This is a genomic window from Bacillus sp. FSL R5-0603, from assembly GCF_038050295.1.
Taxonomy (GTDB): Bacteria; Bacillota; Bacilli; order Bacillales; family Bacillaceae; genus Bacillus; species Bacillus subtilis.
On sequence record NZ_JBBOYP010000001.1, the window covers coordinates 2,668,419 to 2,691,709 of the forward strand.

Here is a 23,291-nt window from a genome sequence, read left to right on the forward strand (position 1 = left end):
ATCACCTTACTTTAATAGTTTTTGTAATGCTTTTTTCACATATTGGTCTGTTGTCAGCCCAATTTCTTCTTTAAGGTGAGGAAGCACCTTTTTGATTTCTTTTTCAGCATATCCGAGAACCCTGAGGGCTTCAAGTGCTTCTTCAAGAGCCGTTTCCGCTGTTTGCTTTTCAAGCCTTTCTTCATGATTAAACAGATTTTCAATCATTTCAGGCACAACATCTGCCAGCTTTCCTTTTAAATCTAGAATAATCTGGCGTGCGGTTTTCTTTCCTACTCCAGGAAACTTGACCAAAAAAGCTTCATCTTCATTTTCAATTGCTTGGATGACCGCTCCGGGATCACCCGAGCCCAAGATGGCAAGTGCTCCTTTCGGGCCAATTCCGGTCACGTTTAACAGCTTTGTAAAGAGCGCTTTCTCCTCTCTTGTTGAAAAACCGTAAAGCGAAAAAGCATCCTCTCTGATATGATGGTATGTAAAAATCGTTTCTTGGCTTCTCTCCTTATATATAAACGGATTCGGCGTGAAAATCTGATAGCCGATGCCGCCGTTCTCTATGACAATATATTGGGGAGATACATAATCAATCGTCCCTTTAACAAATTCAATCACGCAAATTCACCTCTTTGACTGTTCTTCATTGTACCATAAAAACAGCCAAAGTCTTATAGAAAAGTTAACATATGTTCGCTTCTCTCTCATTCTTTCACGAAAAAAAAGACATGAATACATGTCTTCAATCAGCGGACGCTACCCGCTGTATGTCTTCATATGTTCGATGACATCCTCAAACTCCGCTTTTGTCCGAAATGGAATGCCTTTCAGCAGATTTTTTTGCATATGGCTTTCCAGCCTTTCTAAATCAATTTGAAAAAAAGACTGAATTGGTTCGGAAGCTGGCTCAGGCCGCCCATGAAAAGTGGAAATCACTCCATTATCCGATACACCGATATACCCGTTGACCTTGCTGAGCGGAGATATATCGTCCATTTGCTTCCGGAAGAGCACATATCCCTTTTTTTGTTCCACAAGCGTCCATCCGGCATAAGCTGCCCAAAAATCATCCATAGAAAACACTTTTTCATGCTTATGCTCAATGCTGACATCGCCGTCCAAATACACCTTTTCAAGCTGCACATGCACCTGCAGCGGCTCATAGTGCTCCACTTCCGCGCCAAGTGCGCGGGAAGGAGCTCCTATTAAAAATACTGCCGCTGAGCAAAGAATGCCCAGCAAAAGATACGCCGTGCTGAATCGTTTCACCCTCTACACCTCTTTGCACACGTTTATGATTAGTTTGACCAAAGAGGCTACTGCTTAACCGTTTTATCAAAATTTGTCTGCACATTTTCCCTGACAAACCGTTCCTCCGTATACACATCTGTGCTTTGCTCAGAAATTGTCAAGAATCGCGTCAGAAAGGCACTGAAAAAATACAATGCCGCAAAGATCCAAATCACGCCGCCTGCACCGAGCGGCCCAATGAAAAGACTCACGATGCCCGGCGCGATAAACGCACATAAACCAGATCCCAAATTCAACACTGACATGGCAGCACCTTTATTATCAGGTGCAAGCGTCGGCAAAAGCGCGCTTAATGGAACGTAGCCTGCTAAAGCCGCGCCGTAGCAGCAGGCGATAATCATGAGCACCCAATACTGATGCCCGATCAGCTGAGGCGTGTAATACACCGCCAGCGTAAAAATACCGCATCCGACACCGCCAAACCACATGACCGTATTGCGCCAGCCAAGTTTATCTCCGACTGCACCGAAAATGATATTAAACACAATATTCACAAAAAACAGCGTCCCCCATATTTGCAGCCATTCCGAAACCGAATACCCGTATCGTGCTAAATAAGTAGGAAGAAAGATGGCAAACCCAAATTGTCCTATCGCATTAATCGTCTTGACCACTCCGCCGATGCCGACCTTAGGATTTTCAAACATAATTGTAAATGCCTTCGACAGTTCTTTCCATTTCGGCTGATCTTGTTTTTGTATCGGAGTAAATTTATCTTTGTTAAAAAATAAGGCCAGAATTCCGCCTGCCGCCACAAACAGTAAAGCGCTCCAAAGTGTATTGATTTCTCCAAAGGCCGGAACTGCATAGCTGGAATAGAACGGGCCGAGCACGTTAAGGCCGCACGTAAACATAAACCAAAACCAGCCGACGGCTTTTCCAAGAATATTTTGAGAGGTGCTGTATGACACCCATACGAGAAAAGAGTATGCAAACAGCGGATATCCCAAGCCTCTAAGAGCATAGCTGCCCAAGAGAGCCGGATAATACATATGAGGAATCGCCCAGCCGATAAAAGCGGCCGAACCGAGGATAAATGCAAGCAATCCGACAGTCATCGTTTTTCTCGGCCCCCAAGTTTGGACAAACGTTCCTGAAAGCCAAGCTGAGATGGTGACAGCAATGCCGTACATGGTAAATAACGATGCGGATTGCTGCATACTGAGACCATGATCAACGAGAAAAGGAGACAGCCAGCCTTGTTCGAGGCCGTCTCCAACCATAAAGATGACAACGCCAATATAACCCCAAACCATGTGAGAAGGAATTCCGATTTTGTTCAAAACATTTCCTTTAGCATGTACTGTATTCATTTTCTCCACCGCCTACTTAAAGTATCAATGGAGTATATACCCAAGCTTGCTGAATTGTAATCCTGTTAGATTAAAAAGCGATTTTTTCAGTGTGCTCAATGCTGACAGGCATGCCAAAAGCAAGCGATTGCTGTGCTGCTCTGGCGATCCTTCCGGCCTGTAAACCGTCATTGCCGGTGCAGGGAGTCTCCTGGTTTGTGCCGATCGCTTCTGCAAAACGGAGAATCTCCTCCTCATATGAATCCTTATAGCGTTCAAGGAAAAAGAAATGCGGTTTATCCTTCATCACAAAATCAGCTGTTGACACCTCAACCGTTGTCGGCCTGCTATTGTCAGCCGCTGCAGAGCCTTTCGTCCCGAAAACCTCAACCCGCTGGTCATATCCGTACACAGCTTGGCGGCTGTTCTCAATCACAGCCATGGCACCGTTTTCAAAAGTCAGTGTAATAACAGCTGTATCAATATCACCCAGTTCCGCAAAAGAAGGATTCACCAAAGCCGCCCCTTTGGCATACACTTCCGTCACTTCGCTTCCCATAATATATCTGGCCATATCAAAATCATGGATCGACATATCCATAAACAATCCGCCTGACGTACGGACATAATCTATATTCGGGGGTTCTGGGTCCCGGGACGTGATTCTTAATAAATGAGGTGTGCCGATTTCACCATTTTCAACAATCGTTTTGATTTTCTTAAAATGAGGATCAAAGCGGCGGTTAAATCCGACTTGAAGTGTTACCCCGTGTTTCCGGACAGCCGCAAGCGCTTCACTCGTTTCGTCTAGAGAGAAACTAACGGGCTTCTCACAAAATATATGCTTTTTCGCCTCGGCTGCTTCTTTGATCATCTGTGCATGTACGGCTGTGGGAGAGCAAATAAAAATAGCATCAATATCAGGATCATGTAATAAATCACGATAATCAGAGGTTATGTATTCAATCTGATGACTGTCGGCCCAGCTTTTTATACGGCTTGCCTGAATGTCAGAGACTGCTTTTATTTTCATGTGAGGAATCCGGCTTATATTTTGAACATGAAGTTTGCCGATGCGGCCTGCACCGATAATCCCTGTCACAATCTGTTTTGTCATGGCTTCTTCCCCCTTGATCATTCACGAAAGCGCTTTATTTAAAATTAATACTATCCCATTTGTAAGCGCTTTTCAAGAATGGAAATTAAACGTTCTATGTCTCTTTTATCACAATTCATGCTTATAAGTAGCCTTCTTCTTCAAGACCAGATACACTAGAATTAGGCTCTTTTTCCTGAACAGTTTATGATTTTCCTATAAACAGCTGCATAAAATAGAGCAAAGAAGGTGAATGAAATGCTGACAAAAGCAGAGGCACTGGCCCATTCCGTCATATACCGCAAGAACAGCAGATTTGATAAAGTTAAAGAGAAATCCCAGGAATTAACACTAATCGGCAAGGGAAGAAGCGCCTATGTGTTTGCCTTAACAGAAGGCGGTCGAAAAATGGCGCTGAAAGTATTTTTTCCGGAATATCAAGCGACAGCAGTCAAAGAAGCAGCGATCTATGAAAAATTAGCCGGGTCCGCATTCTATCCTGACATTTACGAAACTGGCGATTCATTTATTCTCATGGAATATATTAAAGGTGAAACCTTTTATAACTGTCTGAAGAAAGGCATTGCAATCAGTGATGACATGATTCAGCAGGTTGAAGAAGCGCTTTCTGACGCCCGGGCAGCCGGACTGAACCCGTCAGATATTCATTTGCGGAATCTGATATTGACAGAAACCGGGGCGGTGCGGGTGATTGATGTTGCGAGATTTGAGCAGACAAAAACATGCACGCAGTGGGACGACTTAAAATCCGCATATCATGCACTCTACAAAAAACCGATATTCCCCAAAAAGATTCCGGGTTTTTGGCTGGAGATCATCGCATTTTTATATAAGAAAGATTGGTTTCAAAAGCATTTCGCACAGCGGAAAAGAAAATATTCTTAAATCAAAAAGGCAGCCGCACAAGCGGCTGCCTTTATCATGTATTTTTTACTTTCTGACGGCAGAAATCAGTTTCATTTGTTCAGGCGACAGCTTAATTCGATAGCCTCTCACAGTTAAGTAGACCGCTTCTGGGTCCTTCTCGCCGGAATGACAATACGTTTTTTCCATTTCTGTCTCCCCTCACCCTTTATTGGCTTTATTTCATCTTATCATTGCTTTATTAAGGTAATTTTAAAGAAATGTAAAGATCATATGAATCCGATATATAGTAAAATGAGAGAAAAAAAGGGAGAGAGTCACATTAAGACACGCAGCAACATCCCGCTTATTATGTTTGCCCTACTGGTCTTCTTCGGCGGCGCCATCTATTGGATGTTATTTTCACTAAAAAACGTTCCGAAAGGCAATCTCGTCCAATCGGTTGAATCGCCGGACGGCAGCTATACGTTAAACACTTATGTATCCGAAAACACCTTGAGCTTAGATGCAGCCAGAGGTGAACTTGTAAATGAAAAAACACTTGTCAAGAGAACAATCTACTGGAATTACCCGGACAGCCGCCCAGCAGTGACGTGGATCAATCACAATACAGTGAAAATCGGCAATCAGACTTTACATCTTGATACTGATGAAACGTATGATTGGCGAAAAGATGATCATTGGATCCGTGAAGAACCGCCGCAGGCGTCAGTGAGGTGATGAAACATGAATAAGATGAACGGAACAAATGATGAAAAGCATTTCAATCATTTTGTGATTGCTTTATCCTTTATATACGGTTTGACTGAACTAGGCTATTTGTTGCTGAAGGATTTTATAACAATTGCCATAAGTTTGCCTCTGTAGAAAAACGCAGCGTAGTCGATACGCCGCGTTTTTTCTTTTTCCCTTCCTCTTCTTATTGATAATTACAGGTCATATAATGTGACAAATCGATTGTAGAAATAGTTCGATTAGACCAAAATCCTTTTTATACATGTATTCGAATTTGAAGTGAGGGGGAAGCTTGATGGCAGATTTTGTTGCTAGTTTGAATGCGGTCTTATGGAGTACGCCCGTCATTTATATTTTATTGGGAATTGGATTCGCCTTTTCAATTATGACCCGTTTTTTACAAGTCCGACATGTAAAAGAAATGATTGTTCAGATGTTCAAAGGCAAGAGCTCTGAAGCCGGCGTTTCATCTTTCCAAGCGTTATCGATTGCGCTGTCCGGCCGTGTGGGCACAGGAAACATCGCGGGAGTGGCGACAGCAATTGCATTCGGCGGACCCGGTGCAGTGTTCTGGATGTGGGCGATTGCCTTTATCGGGGCGGCGAGTGCCTTTGTAGAATCAACGCTTGCTCAAATTTACAAAGTGAAACAAGACGGTCAATATCGGGGCGGCCCTGCTTATTATATAGAAAAAGGCTTAGGCATTAAGTGGTTTGCCGTCTTATTTGCCGCTGCTGCCCTTATTGCAATGGCCTTTCTAATGCCGGGCGTACAGTCCAACTCCATTGCGGTTGGGATCCAAAATGCATTCGGCATCTCTCCTTTCGTCACAGGGTGCGGTCTCGTTTTATTATTAGGGTTCATTATTTTTGGCGGCGTCAAACGAATTGCCAATGCGGCGCAAATGATTGTTCCATTTATGGCCATTGGATATATCCTGCTGTCTTTGATTATTATTGTCATGAATGTGTCTGAATTGCCTGCTGTGATCTCATTAATATTCAAAAGCGCCTTTGCATTGGATTCCGCTTTTGGCGGCTTGATCGGCATGGCGATTTCCTGGGGCGTTAAACGTGGCATCTACTCAAACGAAGCCGGCCAAGGAACAGGCCCGCATCCGGCAGCTGCTGCAGAAGTTTCTCATCCAGTCAAGCAGGGACTGGTTCAGGCATTTTCTGTTTATATTGACACCTTGTTTGTATGCTCCGCTACAGCTTTCATGATCTTGTTTACCGGCATGTACAATACCCAGACCGCAGATGGTTCCTTTATCGTTCACCAGCTTAAAGGCGTAGAAGCAGGACCTGGTTTCACACAAGCGGCAATTGACAGTGTTCTTCCCGGATTCGGTGCAGGCTTTGTTGCCATCGCTTTATTCTTCTTCGCTTTTACAACAATTATGGCGTATTACTACATCGCAGAAACAAATATCGCCTATTTAGCACGAGGCAGAGAAAGCAAATGGGCAATGCTTGGCTTAAAACTGATTATTTTAGCCGCCACGTTCTATGGTACTGTGAAAACAGCTTCACTTGCTTGGGCATTAGGGGATGCAGGGCTTGGCATTATGGTATGGCTGAACGTCATTGCCATTGTGCTGCTTGCCAAACCGGCGCTTCTTGCTTTAAAGGATTATGAGCGCCAAAAGAAGCAGGGCTTAGACCCGGTCTTTGATCCAAAAGCGCTGGGTATCAAAAACGCTGATTTCTGGGAGAAAGAATACACTCATGAAAGTGAACGTGTCTCCTGAACATACTAAAACCGGCCCGATATGACCTCGTGCCGGTTTTTTATGAACGATAGTTTGTATACACTTCTTGAACATCATCGTCATCTTCAAGGACGTCTATTAATGTTTCCAGCTTCTCAACAGCCTGATCATCGGCTTCTGCATAGGTATTGGGAAGCATGGTCACCTCCGCCGAAGAAATTAGATATTTCGATTCGAGGGCTGTTTTCACCTCTTCAAAATGCTCAGGCTCTGTGAAAACCTCATATAGGTCTTCTTCAATTCGCAGCTCTTCTCCTCCTGCTTCAAGCACATCAAGCATGAGCTCATCTTCTTCTATTTGCCGTTCAGTACGGTCTATCGTAATGAACCCCTTTCGTTCAAATAAAAAGGCTACACATCCGCTTTCTCCCAGACTTCCGCCATTTTTATTAAAGGCTGTCCGCACATTTGACGCCGTTCGGTTTTTATTATCTGTTACGCATTCAACCATGACGGCAATCCCTGAAGGGCCGTAGCCTTCATAGGTGATTTCTTCATAGCTGCTTCCGTCTTGGCCTCCCGCAGCTTTTTTAATGGCCCGATCTATATTTTCATTCGGCATATTGGCGCCTTTTGCTTTTTCGATGACAAGACGCAATGCTGAATTTGCTTCTGGATCCGCTCCGCCTTCTTTCGCTGCCACATAGATTTCTTTTGCCAGCTTCATAAATATTTTCCCGCGCTTTGCATCCTGTGCATTTTTTCTTTTTTGAATGTTTTTCCACTTGGAATGGCCTGCCATGTTTTCACCTTCTTTTACATTTTCTATGTACACTTTAATGGGAATTGTTCGCTGATGCAAAGAAAAAGGCTGCCGAATATCACTTCCGGCAGCCCTTCCTTCCTAGCGGTTGTTCATTTTATGAAGTTTTCTGAACAGCCCTTTATCTGTTGATACTTGGACGTCACGGCCATTTGCATAGTTGCGCGCTGCTTTTACGACATTATCTCTGTCAGACTTTGTGAACTCTCTGTGGCTTTTGACTGCGATAACTACTCGGTCATCCGATACCATAACTTGTGTGTCATTGACGTTTTTCACTTGTTTCACACGGTTGGCAATTTTTGCAGCCAGTCTTCTGTTTTCTTGGTTGTCATACCCGTTGTTCGCTACATTCCGATTCATGTTTCGGTTATTCGTGTTGTTATATGTTCCGTCAGTTGCCAAAGGAACACGATCGTCAGCAGTAACACGGTCACGGTTATTTACATTCGTGGTGTTTCGGTTACCGTCGTTCTGATCCTCCATTAATTCAGAAACAGGACCATCGTGGTCGATTCCGTCTCCCTGTCTATCGGCGTCATTTTCATTTGTATAATATCCGATTGGACGGGTATTGCCGTTATTGCGCGTATCATTCATAGCATTATCGTTTGCTCCGCATGCTGTTAAGCCGGCTGTCATTAGAATCAGGCTAGCGATCGTCATTTTTTTACCCAATGGAAAAACCCCCCGTGGACGAATTGAGCATGTTTGCTCGCTTTTATCATGTGCGTATGGGGGGCATGTTAAGCGTGTCAGTTCTCTCCATTTGGCAGTGATCTGCTTGAAAACAAAAAAAGGAACGATTTACATCGTTCCGAACGATCACTCATTTTCTTCTTCCGGCCGGCCAAACATTTGGTTTACAGAAGGCTGGTTCGTCATTGGCATAGAAACTCCTGCCGAATATGGGTTTTGATTTGGGTTAGCTGTGCCATATGGCATATTAGGGCTTCCATAAGCTCCCATTCCCGAATGGCCAGGCGCAGAGAAATATGGCTGATGATCACCGTCACAGCCGCAGTCGTCATGATCTTTGTATGGCATGTAACCATGAGCCGCAGCAGGCTGGTATGCTCCCATTACTTGGGGAGTGCCGTAATAAGGGCCATACGGCATATGTCCATACGGAGATCCATAAGCCGGAGATGCGTATTGCGGCGCACCGTATGAACCGTAATGTCCGTGATGGCTGTTTTCATGATGCTGGTTTTCATAACCCGGGTCATACTGAGGCGATACAAAACCTGGCTGGTATCCATGCATCGGATGCATTGGATAAGCTTGTGCCGGATAGTACGGATAGCATAATCCTGATCCTGGAAGAATTGGCGAAACAGGCACCGGACACGGTACGAAATGAGCCGGATAATGATAATAAGGCTGAACAGCCGGCATCGGCATATTCGGAACTGTGTGATGAACGTTTTCCTCTTCTACACCGCCTACCTCTGGCGCCTTTGGCATATTAGGCATATTCGGATAATTTGCATTTTCCATATTACTCATAGCCTCCTGTTGTGGAAATTGGTCTTGCATATGATACATATGATCCATATTTCCGTCATGATGTTTTTTCGGCTCCTCCGGTTTAGGAGGCGACCAAGGCTGGAAAAGCTGTTTCATATCATAATAATCGTTCACATCAGCTTCAGGGTACACATTTTCCTGCAAATTAGGCATCGGCGGGACATACGGCATGGACTTCTTTTCTTTCGGCTTTGTGTCTTCTACATCGACAACGGATTTAGGCTTCTCTTTCGCATATGGATGTTCTTGCTTCACACTCCCGGCCGCAGGACTTTTGCCCGCTTTTGGCTCTTTTCTGACCGGGACTCCTTCTGACGGCACTTTTATTTTCATTCCAGGCATGATTAAGTCTGGATTGCTAAGCTGTGTATTGAGTTTTTTCACTTCCTCAACATCGACTCCGTACTTTTCAGCTATTTTCCAGAGCGAATCGCCTTTTTGAACGATATGGATTTTCAACGTTTTCCCCTCCTATGCAAAACGTGAACAGTTCAGCTGTGATTACAATATGTTTCTTCACAACATATGCCTGAACAAAAGAAGTTATGAGTAAAGGAAGGGAAAATATTTCTGATCTACGTGATCGAAAGCATTCGATTCAGGGCAAGGAGTGCATCTTCCTGAATGGCTTTTGGCACTTTGATGACGCCTGAAGGTTCTCCTTTTACAATTTGTTCCAGCGACCACAACAAATGCGGCAAATCAATTCGGTTCATTGTCAGGCAAGGGCACATGTCAGGGTTAAGTGATTCGATTTGTTTATCTGGATGCTCGTGAATGATCCGCTGAACAAGATTCATTTCTGTCCCGATTGCCCACTTGCTTCCCGCCGGAGCCTGGTTGATTGTGTCGATAATATATTTCGTTGATCCGTTATCATCGCTTAGTGTCACGACTTCGTGTGAACATTCCGGGTGCACAATGATCTGAATGTCGGGGTCTCGCTCTCTCATATCATGGATATTTTTAGTGGTGAATTTCTCGTGAACAGAGCAATGCCCTTTCCACAAAATCACTTTCACATTCGTATGCCCGGATTCAGCTACTAATTCATCTTTCATCGGGTCCCACACAGCCATATCTTCAAGCGCAATGCCCAGATCATAAGCCGTATTTCTCCCTAAATGCTGATCAGGCAAAAATAAAATTCTTTTTTTCTGTGTAAACGCCCATTCAAGCACTTTTTTCGCATTCGAAGAAGTCACAGTTGCTCCGCCATGCTTTCCGACGAATGCCTTGATCTCCGCAGTGGAGTTCACATAAGTTAAAGGTATGATCGTATCTCCAAATATATGCTGAAGCTTCTTCCATGCCCTATTGGTCTGCTGCATGTCAGCCATGTCAGCCATAGAACATCCAGCTCTCATATCTGGCAGGACGACCGTTTGCTGCTCGCTTGTCAGCATATCGGCGGTTTCTGCCATAAAGTGAACGCCGCAAAATACGATATAATCCGCTTCTTTGTTTTTTTCCGCTACTTGGGCCAATTGCAGGGAGTCGCCTGTTTGGTCAGCAAATTGTATCACTTCATCCTTTTGATAATGATGGCCTGGTATAAAGAGCCTGCTGCCGAACTTTTTCTTAATGGCGGCAACGCGCGTTTCCATATCCTTTCTCGATAGTTCTTTATAACTTTCGGGCATCATATCATTCGATTGTTTGATCACATCAAGAATTGACATAACGGCATTCCTCCACAGATTCATTTGATAACGTAACATCCATGCTGATATCTAAACTTTTGACGGAATGAGTCAGAAATCCTAATGAAATATAATTCACACCCGTCCCTTTAAAAGCAGGCAAAGATTCTAACGTAATCCCGCCGGAGGCTTCAGTTTTTATATGATCCGGTGTGAGCTTTGCAAAATGACGGACCGTATCAGGCGGACAGTTGTCAAACATAATAACACCCGCTCCAGCTGCAATTGCTTCCCGCAGCTGTTCCTCCGTTTCAATTTCCACCTCGATATTTACCATGTGCCCCGCGGCCTGACGGGCTTTTTTGCACGCCTCTAAAATAGAACCGCATGCTGCGATATGATTATCTTTAATCATGATGCCGTCATACAAACCGAATCGATGATTATACCCGCCCCCGGCTCTGACAGCATATTTCTCCAGCATTCTGAGCCCCGGTGTTGTTTTTCTCGTGTCACAAATTTTAATCTGTTCATCATCCAGACACCGAACAGCCTCTCTTGTCATTGTCGCAATTCCTGACAGCCTCTGAATAAGATTTAATACGACCCGCTCTCCTGAAAGGAGCGCAGCTGCGGGACCGTGTAACTCGGCAATCACTTCACCTTTATGCAACATGTCCCCATCTTTTTTGTGTAAAATGATTTGAACATTTTCGTCCAATAACGAAAAGCCTTCTTTTATGATCGCTGCTCCTGCAAAAATACCCTCTGACTTTGCAACAATCTCCGCTTCACAGCTCTGTTCTCCAAAAATAGACTGCGATGTAAGATCCCCTGTCCCAATATCCTCAAGAAAAAAGTGATTCAGTAATTTTTTCAGCTGTAAATGATTCATTGTTCCAAATCCCCTCGTTTTTTCTGATCTTCGTTCCTTTTTTTGTATGGACAATTTGACTTCCTTGCCAGCTCACCTCAGCATGAGGAAAATCGGTGCGGAAGTGAGCCCCTCTGCTTTCCTCCCGCAAAAGCGCAGAAAACGTCATCAGCTTTGCAGTTTGCCATAGATGAGAAAGTTCCATCTGCCGAATTGTGATATCCTTCACATTTACTTCCTGAAAAGGCAGCGTATGAAGCCAGATGCTAAGCTCAATCAAACTGCTTTGTTCCCGCAGAATAGACATGTGGCTTGTCATTTTGCTTTGCAGTTCATACACCTCTATATCCGGCACCTCGTAGACGACACTGGTTTCTAGCCCTGATTGATATTGCCTGTTATAAACCGGTTTTTGGATAATATGCTCTGCTGCCCTTTTTCCAAATACCAGCGCTTCCAATAAAGAATTGCTTGCAAGCCGGTTTGCTCCATGTAAACCGGAGCATGCTGTCTCGCCAATCGCATAAAGTCCCGGCACTGTCGTTTCTCCCCAGCGATTAACTGAAACACCTCCCATTAAGAAATGCATTCCCGGAGCAACAGGAATTTTTCCGCTGTGGATATCAACCCCTGCTTTTTCACAAATAGCGGTGATGGTAGGGAAACGCGTTTCAAAATCAGAAATCTCACTGAAGTCTATATAAACGCGATTTCCTTTTGCCATTTCTTCGTGAATAACCCGTGAGACAATATCTCTTGGAGCCAGGTCACCTAAAGGATGCCGTTCAGCCATAATCCTGCGGCCATTTTCGTCTACTAAACATCCGCCTTCCCCTCTTACAGCTTCTGAAACAAGCCCGTAGGAAACACCATTTTTCACAAGCAGTGTCGGGTGAAACTGAGTAAACTCCAAATCCGTTAATTCCGCTCCGGCCCGGTAAGCCAGAGAAAGACCGTCAGCTGTGACAGTGGGATCATTCGTATGGTGAAGAAACAGGTTTCCACAGCCGCCGGCAGCCAGCACAACTTCGTCTGCGTGCCTTACCTTGAGCCGCCCTTTGCTGTCTTTTGTCATGACGCCGATACATCGTCCGTCCTCTATAAGCAAATCTGCTGCCGTTTCATTCTCGATTAACTTGATTTTGCTGTTGATCCGCTTGAGCAAATAATCGATAAGCAGCCTGCCTGTTGCGTCTCCGCCTGCATGAAATATGCGGTTGTATGAGTGGGCCCCTTCTCTTCCAAGACAAACACCGCCTCGGTTATTGCGGTCGAATGGAAATCCACGCTCCAATAGGCTTTGAACCATCATTTTTCCATCATGTAAAACGTCTGCTGCAATAGCCAGATTATTATGGCCGCACCCTGCGTATAACGTATCCTCCAGATGGGCTTCAATCGAGTCATCTTTTGCATAGGCCGCAGCAATCCCGCCTTGTGCATAGACAGAATTGCTGTTTTTGACGCTTTTTTTTGTGATAACAGTCACTTCGTATGAGGGCGGGAAAGCTGCAGCTAAGGAAAGTGCCGCCGCCCCTGAACCGATGACTGCAATCGTCTTTTTAGACATATGCCATCCTCCTGTTGTTTACACCTGTCTTGACACCTATATTTACACAAGGATAAAATAAACTCAAGAGTTTTTTATGGAGAACGGATGGAGGAAGACCGGATGATTTATTTAGATTATGCAGCGACAACGCCTATTTGTGAGGAAGCCCTTACTGTATATCAGAAGCTTAGTATGGATATGTACGGAAATGCCAGCAGCCTGCATGATGCAGGAGGAAAAGCAAAGCACATACTGGAGTACTGCCGTGAAAAAATCGCCAACATCATTGGCGGAGAAGCAAGCGGCATCTATTTTACAAGCGGCGGCACTGAATCCAATTTTCTGGCCATTCAATCATTGCTAAACGGCCTGCCAAAAACGAAAAGACATTTTATTACGACTGCCATGGAGCATCAGTCCATTCTCAATTGCGCTGCTTTTTTGGAACAGCAGGGATATGATGTAACAGTCATTGAACCGAATGAATACGGGCTTATTACCGAGGAAATATTACTAGCTCATATCCGGCCGGAAACAGGCCTTGTATCTATTCAGCATGCAAATTCTGAAACCGGGATCATTCAGCCCATTCAACGCCTGTCTTCATACCTGCACAATAAGGGGATTCTTCTTCATTGCGACGCTGTTCAAACGTTTGGAAAGATCCCGATCAATACAAAAAATCTGGGAGTAGATGCACTCTCAATGTCCAGCCATAAAATCCACGGTCCTAAAGGAGTAGGGGCGGTCTATATCCGTCCGGATGTCCCTTGGAAACCCGTTTATCCTCTGACTACTCACGAATACGGATTCAGAGCCGGCACCGTAAATGTTCCCGGGATCGGTGCCTTCACTGCCGCTGCAGAATTGATCGTAAGCGAAATGGAAAAACAGATATCCCGCAATGAGGCATTAAGAACATACTTTCTAGACCAAATCCGTATTCGGTCTCTCCCTATAACCCTTGCGGCAGAGACTTCGCAAGCAGAATGTCTTCCGCATATTATAGGGTGTTTTTTTCACTCATTTGAAGGACAATATGTTATGTTAGAATGTAATCGGAGTAATATTTGCATTTCAACCGGCAGCGCTTGTTCTGCAGGTTACCACGGTCCGTCTGAAACAATGAAAGCATTAAAAAAAACCGAACAAGAAGCTCTGCAATTTATCCGTATCTCTTTTGGCAGGCATACAACAGCTGAACAGCTGGAACAGTTATTACATACGTTTACAGTGCTTTGGGAACAAAAGAAAGGAGAATTTGATATTGACCGAAGAATTAAAGCTAATGGGCGCCAACAGGCGTGACCAGCTTCTTCTGTGGCTGAAGGAATCTAAATCACCGCTGACAGGAGGAGAACTCGCAAAAAAAGCGAACGTTTCAAGACAGGTTATTGTACAGGATATATCGCTCTTGAAAGCGAAAAATGTACCGATTATCGCCACAAGCCAAGGATATGTATACATGGATGCAGCCGCTCAGCAGCACCAGCAGGCAGAAAGAATCATAGCATGTCTGCACGGTCCTGAACGGACAGAAGAGGAACTGCAGCTCATCGTCGACGAAGGCGTTACAGTAAAAGACGTAAAAATCGAGCATCCCGTATACGGAGATTTAACTGCAGCCATCCAAGTAGGCACCCGGAAGGAAGTTAGCCATTTCATCAAAAAAATCAATTCTACGAATGCTGCCTACTTATCACAGCTGACCGACGGCGTGCACCTGCATACACTGACAGCACCTGATGAACATCGGATCGATCAAGCCTGCCAAGCCCTCGAAGAAGCCGGCATTTTAATTAAAGACTAAAAAAAGCCCTCTAGTGGGCTTTTTTTATAATTGGTAAGACTGGTATGCACCCAGAAGCCTCACTTTGCAGCCGAGCGCTTCAAGCTCCTGCATGGCTCCTGGAATCAATACATCATCAAACGCTTTCTCAATATCAATAATAAAGAAATAATGGCCTAATCCGGTTTTAGTCGGACGTGACTCAATTTTTGACAGGTTTAAATTTCTCCAAGAAAATGCAGACAGCACTCTATGCAGTGCCCCGGACTGATCATCCTGCGGCAGCATGACCATTAAGGTCGTTTTGGGTCTAGAGCTCAATTTTGAATTCACTTCAAAAGATATGTTTTCATCAGGAGACAGGATAACAAATCTTGTATGATTGTCCCTATAATCCTGTATATCCCGTTTCACGATTTTTAATTCGTATGTAGAAGCTGCCATATCATTGGCAATGACCCCGATATTCAGCTCGGGATGGTCACTGACAAACTTTGCTGCCGCCCCGGTAGAATTGGCGTATTCATATGGAACGGAAGGAAAATGTCGATGGAGAAATTTATGGCATTGCGCAATCGCGTGTGAATGCGAGTAAATTTTGTCGAGCTCTTTCCATGCATTCTCTCTAGAGGGATGGACGAGCAAGTGCTGATGAATCGGCAACGTCATTTCACCCACGATTGGCAAGGGCTGTTCATGTATTAAATAGTCTATTGTTAGATTAACAGATCCTTCTAATGCATTTTCCAAAGGAACAAAAGCAAAATCAACTTCGCCTGCAACGGCTGCATCTATACACTCCGGAATGGTGCGGTAAGCAACATGTTCGGCGCCGTTTTGAAAACAAGAACTGACTGCTAGATGTGTAAATGTAGCTGCTGGACCTAAATAACCGACTTTCATGACGATTTTCTCTCCCTTATGCACCTGAACCTAATATTTCAACCTTTTCTACAAAATCAAACTTCCTGAGCTTATTCATTAATGTATGAATGTCTTCTTCCATTGCCGACGTACTGATAGACAGTGTCACATTTGCTCTGCCTTGAAGCGGAATGGTCTGATGAATGGAAAGAACGTTGCTTCCAGAATCAGCTACCGCCTGAAGAAGCTGAGATAACGCACCTGACCTATCCTCCAAATGAAAGAAAAGTGTGATAATTTGTTCTTTTACCATGGTGTAGAATGGAAAAACAGCATCCCTGTATTTATAAAACGCACTTCTGCTTAAATCGACCTTTTGAACGGCATCTGCTACTGAATCTGCTTTTTTTCGATCAAGCAGCTTTTTGACTTCTAATGTTTTTCTCATTGCATCGGGCAATACATCTTCACGGACAAGATAAAATGTCTCCTCTTTCATTTGCATCCCCCCTTTAAAATAGAGAGCCTGACACCAGGCTCTCTTTTCAGCCAACATTCATTAATCAATAAATTCAAATTCAAATTCCAGAAGCCTGATTATATCTCCATCCTTGGCTCCGCGTTCTCTGAGTGCTTCATCAACACCCATTCCGCGCATCTGTCTTGCAAACCGTTTAACCGATTCATCACGTGAGAAATCAGTCATCTTGAATAACCGCTCAAGGCTGTCTCCTGAAAGCACAAATACACCGTCTGGATCGCGTGTAATGTTAAATGGCACTTCTTCATTTTCCATCGTGTACATGACACGGTTTTGTGTAAGCTCTTCCTCGTCATACAGAGGGAACTCCGGTGTGTTCTCAAGCTGATTGGCAACCTCAAACAGAAGCTCACGCAGACCTTCTCTTGTCACCGCACTGATCGGGAACACCGGATAATCATCCGTCAGCTTTTCTTTAAAGGCTTCGAGATTTTCCGCAGCCTCCGGCATGTCCATTTTATTTGCAACGATAATTTGCGGACGCTCGGTGAGACGCAGATTGTACTCGCTCAGCTCCTGGTTAATCGTAAGATAATCCTCATACGGATCGCGGCCTTCTAAGCCTGACATGTCAATGACGTGAACAATAACCCTCGTCCGTTCAATATGGCGCAAAAACTGGTGGCCCAGTCCGACGCCTTGGTGTGCGCCTTCAATCAGTCCTGGCAAATCGGCCATGACAAAGCTGCGTCCGTCATCCGTTTCAACCATGCCGAGATTCGGGACAAGCGTTGTAAAGTGATAGTCCGCAATTTTCGGTTTTGCAGATGAGACAACAGACAGCAAAGTAGATTTTCCCACACTCGGGAACCCGACAAGTCCGACATCTGCAAGCACTTTTAATTCAAGAACAATGTAGCGTTCTTTTCCCGGCTCGCCGTTTTCTGAAAGCTGAGGCGCGGGATTAGCCGGTGTTGCAAAGCGGCTATTCCCTCTTCCGCCTCTTCCGCCTCTTGCAATGACAGCCCGCTGTCCGTGCTCTGTTAAATCAGCGATGACCTGTTTTGTATCATCGTCTGTCACAACGGTGCCCGGCGGAACTTTAATGACCATATCATCAGCATTTCGTCCGTGCTGGTTTTTGGACATGCCATGCTCGCCGCGAATCGCTTTAAAGTGTTTTTTGTATCTAAAATCCATCAGGGTGCGGAGACCTTCATCTACTTCAAAAACGACGTCTCCTCCCTTTCCTCCGTCACCGCCGGCAGGGCCGCCTTTCGGCACATATTTTTCACGGCGAAACGCAACCATACCGTTGCCGCCGTCGCCGCCTTTTACATATACTTTGACCTGATCTACAAACATAATGTCCTCCGTTCTAAACCGTTAAAAACTCCGCTAGTCCAACCCAATTTCAATCAGACATTCGTGACTCGTGATTTCAAAACGCATGATATCAACGTCCTCATATCCATTCTGCCGAATATCATCAAAAGCAGATGGATCGGCAAAGGCGCCGTGAAAATCAAGGTACAGAATCAGCTGTCTGTCAGGATGATCCGTTTGAAGCGAAACCGTTAAATGATTTTCACTCTCTCTGCTGACTGCTTGATCAAACAGATGAAACAGCTTTCTCATCAGTTTCGCCAGCTTTCGATCATAAGCCGACAAATCCTTAATTTCTCCGAGAACTTCATATTCAAGCGTCATATAATGGGTTTTCCAATTAAACGTAAGAAAATCAAACGCCAAATGCGGTGTTTTCAGGTTTGAGAGCTTTGATTCGTGCTTTGCGTCTATAACCATTTCTTCAATCATTTCAAAGACACGGTCATACTTCTGTAAGCTTAAGTTTCCTTTAATCAGCTGCAGCTTATTCATCCAATCATGCCGGGAATGGCCAAGCAGATGAATCAGTTCGTTTGTTAATGCCGTGTCGCTTATATTTTCTTCTTGATTTTTTGAAACATCCTTCATTTTCGCACTCCCAATCATTTAATTTCTTATTTAGGAGTCTGTATAAGTGTGTATTATGAATTATAACAGAGAAGGCTTTGTTAGAAAAACAATTGTTTTTCCCAGAAATATCATGTTCCTTTTTTCTGGCTTTGGTTGATTTGCAGCCAGGCAGAACATTTTATGTATTACTGCTTGGGGAACATATCCAGTGGGTTTGAGATGTTTATTCTCATTCTTGGCGGGGTCTGCTCGCACATACTCTGCATTTCATTCTAGGTGTTTACTCCGCATATTGCAAAAAAACTCCAGTCATCATCGACCGGAGTTTTTTGAATCATTATTGAGCTACAGGATATACGCTCACTTTTTTGCGGTCACGGCCGAAACGTTCGAATTTAACAGTTCCGTCGATTTTCGCAAATAGAGTGTCATCTCCGCCGCGGCCCACGTTTTCACCTGGGTAAATTTTTGTTCCGCGTTGACGGTAAAGGATAGAACCGCCTGTTACGAATTGACCGTCAGCACGTTTAGCACCTAAACGTTTAGCCTCAGAGTCACGTCCGTTCTTTGTAGAACCTACTCCTTTTTTAGAAGCGAAAAACTGAAGATCTAATCTAAGCATGTAGCTCACCTCCTATATTATGTTTGTGGTCACACGCAAGTTGTCTTTGTAATCCCGTTCGATTGTCTCCAGCGAAACAATCATGCCTTCAATCAGCAGCTGAGCTTTTTGGCGTGCCTCTGGATCAAGAGATTCAGGGAATTCAAAATAAAAATAACCCCCGTCCTCCCCTATATCAAGAAGCGGCTCGAAGCCCGCGAGCACAATGACCGCGTTAACGGCTCCAAACACAACGGCTGTCACTCCGGCACAAACAAGATCTTGTCCATGTTCAGCAAAATTCGCATGGCCCGTCATTTCAAAAGACAATATGCCTTTATCATGAGACCTTCTGATTGTTGCCTGAATCATGCTTACGCGTTGATTTTTTCGATCGTCACTTTAGTGTAAGGCTGACGATGACCTTGTTTTTTATGAACGTTTTTCTTTGGTTTGTATCTGAAAACAGTGATTTTTTTCGCGCGGCCTTGTTTTTCAACTTTAGCCGTTACTGTTGCGCCTTCAACTGTAGGGTTGCCGACTTTCACGTTGTCTCCGCCAACAAACAAAACGTCTTCAAAAGTAACTGTTTCACCTGCTTCAGCAGCAAGTTTTTCGATGTAAACAGTTTGGCCTTCTTCAACTTTGATTTGTTTACCGCCTGTTTTAATGATTGCGTACATTCTCTGCACCTCCTATTAGACTAAGACTCGCCAGATACCAGGGGGCTGTAAAAGCTCTTAACACCTGTACTGAGCGGTTGTAGCAATGGTGCTACATCCATAACATTAAAAAATATACCAAAATACAAGGCGTTTGTCAATCAGTTTTAGTAGGGCAGAAGCAGTTCCTCCATGGAAGAATTCGTCCGCTTATCGGCAAAGTAAGCGTGCAGCACTTCATTCTCGTCAAGCTGGCTGAGCTTTTGGCCTGATTTTTCTATAATAATCGGATGCTTACAGCCACGTTTGAACTCGGCCATCACATGATAGACTTTATCCTCCGCCTTTACTGTCAGCGGCAGAAGTTTCTCAAGCTCCCTGTTTTTTCCGTAATACCTTTCGAGGAGAAATCTCACATGGATATAGTGCCTTTGCCGATATTCCTCAAACAAGGAAACAGCCAGAAAGACAAACAAAACCCATGCGCTGATTTGCAGAGGAATCACGAATAAAACCCAGCACCCGAGCAACAGGCAGAAGCAGAGCGACGTTTTTAGATTAAGCCGGTGAGCCTTTTGAAAAGGCAGCTGTTTGGAAAACAACAAAAATAACAGTTTTCCTCCATCCAGCGGCCAGATCGGCAGTAAATTGACAAATAAGATAGAAAGATTATAAAAGGTGAAGAGTTCAAAGGTATGCTGATGAATCACTGAGACTTCTGCAAGCATCCAGGCGGCAAACTGAAGCCAGATGTGCTGAAGAGGGCCGGCAATAATGACCGCAAACTCTTCCTTTAACGGCCGATTCCCGTGCTCTTCCACTTCGACCGTTCCGCCAAACGGCAGCAAAAAAACACGCTTGATTCTCCAAGAAAAAAATACGGCCAGAGCAGCATGCCCCAGCTCATGAATCAATACAATCAGGAGCAGACATAATAATGCTTTCATATGGCCTGTGAGCAAGCCCAACGCCGCGATAATCCAAAGAAAAGGATGCACATGGATCTTTAAGATAAGGTCGAGCCATTTATTCAAATGAAATCACCTGAATCGGATCAATAAATTTATCGCCGTCTTTCATGGCAAAATAATAGACCCCTTTATTATGATCATCAAGCTTAATCGAACCGAGCTTTTTGCCTTTATCCACAAAATCATATAAAGCAACATCCACATCTTTGAGCTCGCCATAGATACTATAGGTGTTGTCAGCATGCTGCACCTTAACCGTCAGTCCCGTCTGGCTGTCTTTGCTGACTTCAACCACATAGCCTTCTTTTACACTATCAATCTTATCGCTGCTTGTTTCGACTTTAATTCCTTCCCCATTGTCCTGAAAATCCTGCTGTACTTTCCCGGATGCAGGCGCGATCAGATCTTTGCCTACTTCAATCTGCTGTTCCTTATTTTTGTGTTCAGGAGCCAGGAAAGCAAGCGGATTTCCGAATTTGGTTTCGAACCAATGGCTTGCTGAGGCAAATTGAAATTCAGTTTCAAAGGTTTTGGCTACGGCGGGTTTAATCTGACTGACGGGTCCAATGTTTGTTTTATAGGCTATAGCTGAAACGAGAACAAGGCAGGCCGACAGAAGACATTTCAGGATAATTGAATCTGTTTTCACCAATGGGTGTTTTCCGTTGAATGTTGGCATGTTATCTTCGTAGACCGGAAGTGTTCCATGCTTTTCCTGATCCGTTACCATCACCCAGGACGGGGGTTTCTGCTTTTCAGAAACTGTCTGAGTAGAGAAACGTTTTGAGCCGGAAAGCTGCTTTCTTCTTTTCTCTAATCGTTTTCTGATTTCATCTGCTCTGTGACTCATTGCCATCATCCTTTGCATTCGTTGGGTTTGTACATCATATGTCTTGTCCATGGCAAATATTCGGTTTAGTCAAGAACAAAGCAGGCAAAAACAAAAAAACCTGACACAGCATATGCTTTGTCAGATTCTTCTCTTTGATTCTATCACATTAAGATCTTACTCCGAAAAATGACTTAATCTTAGCCATCATTCCTTTGTTTTGCTCTTCAAGCACCTGTAAAGGAACAGATTCACCTAAGATGCGGCGGGCAATATTGCGATATGCAATAGAAGCGCGATTTTTCGGGTCCATCGCAATCGGTTCACCATGGTTGGAAGCTTTGATGACTTCATCATCATCAGCCACGATTCCTAGCAAATCGATCGACAAATGCTGTACGATTTCGTCGATATCCATCGTGTCACCGTTTTTCATCAGGTGATTTCTGATTCTGTTAACAACGAGCCGCGGCGGTTCAATATTTTCCTCTTGCTCCAGCAGTCCTATAATACGGTCAGCATCACGAACAGCTGAGATTTCAGGCGTAGTGACCACAATCGCTTTATCAGCTCCGGAAACGGCATTTTTGTACCCTTGCTCGATTCCGGCAGGACAGTCTATGATGACATAGTCAAATTCCTGTTTGAGCTCTTGGACCATGTTTTTAATTTGTTCAGGAGCAACAGCTGTCTTATCGCTCGTTTGAGCAGCGGGCATTAAATAGAGCAGATCATCGAAACGTTTGTCTTTTACGAGCGCCTGATGCATTTTGCATCTGCCCTCTACAACGTCTACCAGATCGTAAATAATTCTATTTTCAAGACCCATTACAACATCAAGGTTGCGCAGTCCTATATCAGTATCTACTAAGCATACGCGCTTCCCTAAAATGGCTAAGGCGGTACCGAGGTTCGCAGATGTTGTTGTCTTACCTACTCCGCCTTTTCCCGAAGTTATTACGATAGCCTCACCCAATTCACATTCCTCCCTCAAGCCTTGTTAGATCAGGTCTTAAATGAGCCAAATGTTGAAGGCGTTCAATGACCATATTTCCGTCTGTATCTAAATAAGCACATTCCATTTCGTTCCCTTTTTGAATGTGGTCTGGGGAGCGATTTAACACATGATTGATTCTTAACTGTGTCGGAAGCATTTCAGAGGCGGCGATGACCGCTTGATTATTTCCATTAAATCCGGCATGCGCGATTCCTTTCAGTGAGCCCAGAACAAAAATGTTCCCTCCGGCCCTGACTGTTCCGCCGGGATTCACGTCACCGATCAGGAGCAAGTCGCCTTTTACCTGCAGCACTTGGCCTGAACGGACAATTTTTGAAACAGAAATAATTTCGGCTTCCTCTCTTATCTGCTGTGCTTCTTTTTTAGTAATGACTTCACTGTCAATAGAATGAACAAACAAATCTTTCTTTGACGCAATCAATTCGGTTAGCTGTTCCTCTTGCTCCTTATATAAAAAGCGATTTCCCAGCTTAACATGAACGCTGATTTTCTGGCCTTTTCCATCGGTATATTGTTCAATTGACAGCATATTCTGAAGACCATCGAGAAGCTCATCAAAAGAACACGCATCATCCAGATGCAATGTTAGTCCATTCTTTGTTCCTTTTATTGTTACATATTGCTGCTTTTTGGTCTTCACAATATTCACCTCAACAACATACTCATTTCGT

Annotated in this window: 29 protein-coding genes and 1 other annotated feature; of the genes, 7 read left to right on the top strand and 22 right to left on the bottom strand. The window is 44.2% G+C overall.

Annotated elements, in window-relative coordinates:
* Positions 1-6: 6 nt before the first annotated feature.
* From ruvA to iolG, 4 genes are all read right to left on the bottom strand, one after another.
* Complete coding sequence (gene ruvA / locus NYE56_RS13820) at positions 7-612, bottom strand: Holliday junction branch migration protein RuvA (RefSeq protein WP_003229717.1); 606 nt, start codon at positions 610-612, stop codon at positions 7-9.
* A gap of 138 nt (positions 613-750) precedes the next feature.
* Entirely contained in the window at positions 751-1,263 is a 513-nt protein-coding gene (gene bofC, locus NYE56_RS13825; protein ID WP_003229715.1) for a sporulation cell-cell signaling protein BofC, read from the bottom strand.
* 47 nt (positions 1,264-1,310) lie between these two features.
* Positions 1,311-2,618, bottom strand: coding sequence for an MFS transporter (locus NYE56_RS13830; protein ID WP_341283982.1), 1,308 nt, complete (start codon positions 2,616-2,618; stop codon positions 1,311-1,313).
* Positions 2,619-2,688: 70 nt separating this feature from the next.
* Positions 2,689-3,714 (bottom strand): inositol 2-dehydrogenase, encoded by a 1,026-nt coding sequence (gene iolG, locus NYE56_RS13835; protein WP_341283983.1) that lies wholly within the window; start codon positions 3,712-3,714, stop codon positions 2,689-2,691.
* 237 nt (positions 3,715-3,951) lie between these two features.
* Between iolG and NYE56_RS13840 the strand changes: the two genes are divergently transcribed.
* A complete protein-coding gene (locus tag NYE56_RS13840) occupies positions 3,952-4,599 on the top strand; it encodes a phosphotransferase (protein ID WP_341283984.1) in 648 nt (215 codons plus the stop codon).
* Between the two features lie 45 nt (positions 4,600-4,644).
* On the opposite strand, the gene NYE56_RS13845 is transcribed toward NYE56_RS13840, so the two are convergent.
* The gene (locus NYE56_RS13845) at positions 4,645-4,767 is read right to left on the bottom strand and encodes a hypothetical protein (RefSeq protein ID WP_003229707.1); all 123 of its coding nucleotides are present in this window, start codon (positions 4,765-4,767) and stop codon (positions 4,645-4,647) included.
* Between the two features lie 162 nt (positions 4,768-4,929).
* On the opposite strand from NYE56_RS13845, the gene NYE56_RS13855 reads away from it, so the two are divergent.
* The 3 genes from NYE56_RS13855 (at position 4,930) to NYE56_RS13865 (ending at position 7,063) form a co-directional block, all read left to right on the top strand.
* Positions 4,930-5,298, top strand: coding sequence for a DUF5412 family protein (locus tag NYE56_RS13855; RefSeq protein ID WP_158324506.1), 369 nt, complete (start codon positions 4,930-4,932; stop codon positions 5,296-5,298).
* A gap of 6 nt (positions 5,299-5,304) precedes the next feature.
* Entirely contained in the window at positions 5,305-5,445 is a 141-nt protein-coding gene (locus NYE56_RS13860) for a hypothetical protein (protein ID WP_004398683.1), read from the top strand.
* Between the two features lie 163 nt (positions 5,446-5,608).
* Positions 5,609-7,063: an alanine/glycine:cation symporter family protein gene (locus NYE56_RS13865; protein WP_268555723.1), complete on the top strand. Its 1,455-nt coding sequence runs from the start codon at positions 5,609-5,611 to the stop codon at positions 7,061-7,063.
* Between the two features lie 40 nt (positions 7,064-7,103).
* Here NYE56_RS13865 and NYE56_RS13870 read toward each other — a convergent pair whose 3' ends face one another.
* The 6 genes from NYE56_RS13870 to nadB form a co-directional block, all read right to left on the bottom strand.
* Positions 7,104-7,826: a YebC/PmpR family DNA-binding transcriptional regulator gene (locus tag NYE56_RS13870; RefSeq protein ID WP_004398802.1), complete on the bottom strand. Its 723-nt coding sequence runs from the start codon at positions 7,824-7,826 to the stop codon at positions 7,104-7,106.
* Between the two features lie 102 nt (positions 7,827-7,928).
* The gene (gene sgpA, locus NYE56_RS13875) at positions 7,929-8,525 is read right to left on the bottom strand and encodes a spore germination protein SgpA (protein ID WP_341283985.1); all 597 of its coding nucleotides are present in this window, start codon (positions 8,523-8,525) and stop codon (positions 7,929-7,931) included.
* Positions 8,526-8,672: 147 nt separating this feature from the next.
* Positions 8,673-9,836 (bottom strand): spore coat assembly protein SafA, encoded by a 1,164-nt coding sequence (safA, locus tag NYE56_RS13880; protein ID WP_341283986.1) that lies wholly within the window; start codon positions 9,834-9,836, stop codon positions 8,673-8,675.
* Between the two features lie 116 nt (positions 9,837-9,952).
* On the bottom strand, positions 9,953-11,059 hold the full coding sequence (nadA, locus tag NYE56_RS13885; RefSeq protein WP_341283987.1) for a quinolinate synthase NadA: 1,107 nt from the start codon (positions 11,057-11,059) through the stop codon (positions 9,953-9,955).
* Positions 11,046-11,915 carry a carboxylating nicotinate-nucleotide diphosphorylase gene (gene nadC / locus NYE56_RS13890; protein WP_160244790.1) on the bottom strand — a complete coding sequence of 290 codons (870 nt, stop codon included), beginning with the start codon at positions 11,913-11,915 and terminating at the stop codon, positions 11,046-11,048. The genes nadA and nadC overlap by 14 nt, the downstream gene beginning before the upstream one ends.
* The gene (nadB, locus tag NYE56_RS13895) at positions 11,869-13,464 is read right to left on the bottom strand and encodes an L-aspartate oxidase (protein ID WP_341283988.1); all 1,596 of its coding nucleotides are present in this window, start codon (positions 13,462-13,464) and stop codon (positions 11,869-11,871) included. Before nadB ends, nadC begins: the two co-directional genes overlap by 47 nt.
* A gap of 102 nt (positions 13,465-13,566) precedes the next feature.
* On the opposite strand from nadB, the gene nifS reads away from it, so the two are divergent.
* Together nifS and NYE56_RS13905 are read left to right on the top strand one after the other, a co-directional pair.
* Positions 13,567-14,754 carry a cysteine desulfurase NifS gene (nifS, locus tag NYE56_RS13900; protein ID WP_341283989.1) on the top strand — a complete coding sequence of 396 codons (1,188 nt, stop codon included), beginning with the start codon at positions 13,567-13,569 and terminating at the stop codon, positions 14,752-14,754.
* Positions 14,714-15,256 carry a transcription repressor NadR gene (locus tag NYE56_RS13905; RefSeq protein ID WP_004398582.1) on the top strand — a complete coding sequence of 181 codons (543 nt, stop codon included), beginning with the start codon at positions 14,714-14,716 and terminating at the stop codon, positions 15,254-15,256. Before nifS ends, NYE56_RS13905 begins: the two co-directional genes overlap by 41 nt.
* Before the next feature lie 24 nt (positions 15,257-15,280).
* Here NYE56_RS13905 and pheA read toward each other — a convergent pair whose 3' ends face one another.
* The 4 genes from pheA to spo0B are packed head-to-tail and all read right to left on the bottom strand — an operon-like array spanning position 15,281 to position 18,557.
* Complete coding sequence (gene pheA, locus NYE56_RS13910; RefSeq protein ID WP_004398512.1) at positions 15,281-16,138, bottom strand: prephenate dehydratase; 858 nt, start codon at positions 16,136-16,138, stop codon at positions 15,281-15,283.
* Between the two features lie 16 nt (positions 16,139-16,154).
* Positions 16,155-16,598 (bottom strand): transcriptional regulator ThrR, encoded by a 444-nt coding sequence (thrR, locus tag NYE56_RS13915; RefSeq protein WP_003222630.1) that lies wholly within the window; start codon positions 16,596-16,598, stop codon positions 16,155-16,157.
* A 60-nt stretch (positions 16,599-16,658) separates the two neighbouring features.
* Positions 16,659-17,945: a GTPase ObgE gene (gene obgE / locus NYE56_RS13920; RefSeq protein WP_003229675.1), complete on the bottom strand. Its 1,287-nt coding sequence runs from the start codon at positions 17,943-17,945 to the stop codon at positions 16,659-16,661.
* A gap of 33 nt (positions 17,946-17,978) precedes the next feature.
* The gene (gene spo0B, locus NYE56_RS13925; protein WP_268555718.1) at positions 17,979-18,557 is read right to left on the bottom strand and encodes a sporulation initiation phosphotransferase Sop0B; all 579 of its coding nucleotides are present in this window, start codon (positions 18,555-18,557) and stop codon (positions 17,979-17,981) included.
* 77 nt (positions 18,558-18,634) lie between these two features.
* On the opposite strand from spo0B, the gene NYE56_RS13930 reads away from it, so the two are divergent.
* A complete protein-coding gene (locus NYE56_RS13930; protein ID WP_003229671.1) occupies positions 18,635-18,757 on the top strand; it encodes a hypothetical protein in 123 nt (40 codons plus the stop codon).
* 119 nt (positions 18,758-18,876) lie between these two features.
* Here the strand turns inward: NYE56_RS13930 and rpmA are convergent, their stop codons facing one another.
* The 7 genes from rpmA to minC all read right to left on the bottom strand — a co-directional run bounded on the left by rpmA (position 18,877) and on the right by minC (position 23,260).
* Positions 18,877-19,161 carry a 50S ribosomal protein L27 gene (gene rpmA / locus NYE56_RS13935; protein WP_003222623.1) on the bottom strand — a complete coding sequence of 95 codons (285 nt, stop codon included), beginning with the start codon at positions 19,159-19,161 and terminating at the stop codon, positions 18,877-18,879.
* A 12-nt stretch (positions 19,162-19,173) separates the two neighbouring features.
* Positions 19,174-19,512 (bottom strand): ribosomal-processing cysteine protease Prp, encoded by a 339-nt coding sequence (locus NYE56_RS13940; RefSeq protein WP_003229669.1) that lies wholly within the window; start codon positions 19,510-19,512, stop codon positions 19,174-19,176.
* 2 nt (positions 19,513-19,514) lie between these two features.
* Entirely contained in the window at positions 19,515-19,823 is a 309-nt protein-coding gene (rplU, locus tag NYE56_RS13945) for a 50S ribosomal protein L21 (RefSeq protein ID WP_003229668.1), read from the bottom strand.
* Between the two features lie 13 nt (positions 19,824-19,836).
* Positions 19,837-19,912, bottom strand: a sequence feature (ribosomal protein L21 leader region).
* A gap of 57 nt (positions 19,913-19,969) precedes the next feature.
* Positions 19,970-20,836 (bottom strand): stage IV sporulation intramembrane metalloprotease SpoIVFB, encoded by an 867-nt coding sequence (gene spoIVFB / locus NYE56_RS13950; protein ID WP_004398649.1) that lies wholly within the window; start codon positions 20,834-20,836, stop codon positions 19,970-19,972.
* A complete protein-coding gene (spoIVFA, locus tag NYE56_RS13955; RefSeq protein WP_004398684.1) occupies positions 20,829-21,623 on the bottom strand; it encodes a stage IV sporulation protein SpoIVFA in 795 nt (264 codons plus the stop codon). The genes spoIVFB and spoIVFA overlap by 8 nt, the downstream gene beginning before the upstream one ends.
* 148 nt (positions 21,624-21,771) lie before the next feature.
* Positions 21,772-22,578 carry a septum site-determining protein MinD gene (gene minD / locus NYE56_RS13960; protein ID WP_004398624.1) on the bottom strand — a complete coding sequence of 269 codons (807 nt, stop codon included), beginning with the start codon at positions 22,576-22,578 and terminating at the stop codon, positions 21,772-21,774.
* 1 nt (position 22,579) lies between these two features.
* On the bottom strand, positions 22,580-23,260 hold the full coding sequence (minC, locus tag NYE56_RS13965; protein ID WP_004398901.1) for a septum site-determining protein MinC: 681 nt from the start codon (positions 23,258-23,260) through the stop codon (positions 22,580-22,582).
* Between the last annotated feature and the right edge of the window lie 31 nt (positions 23,261-23,291).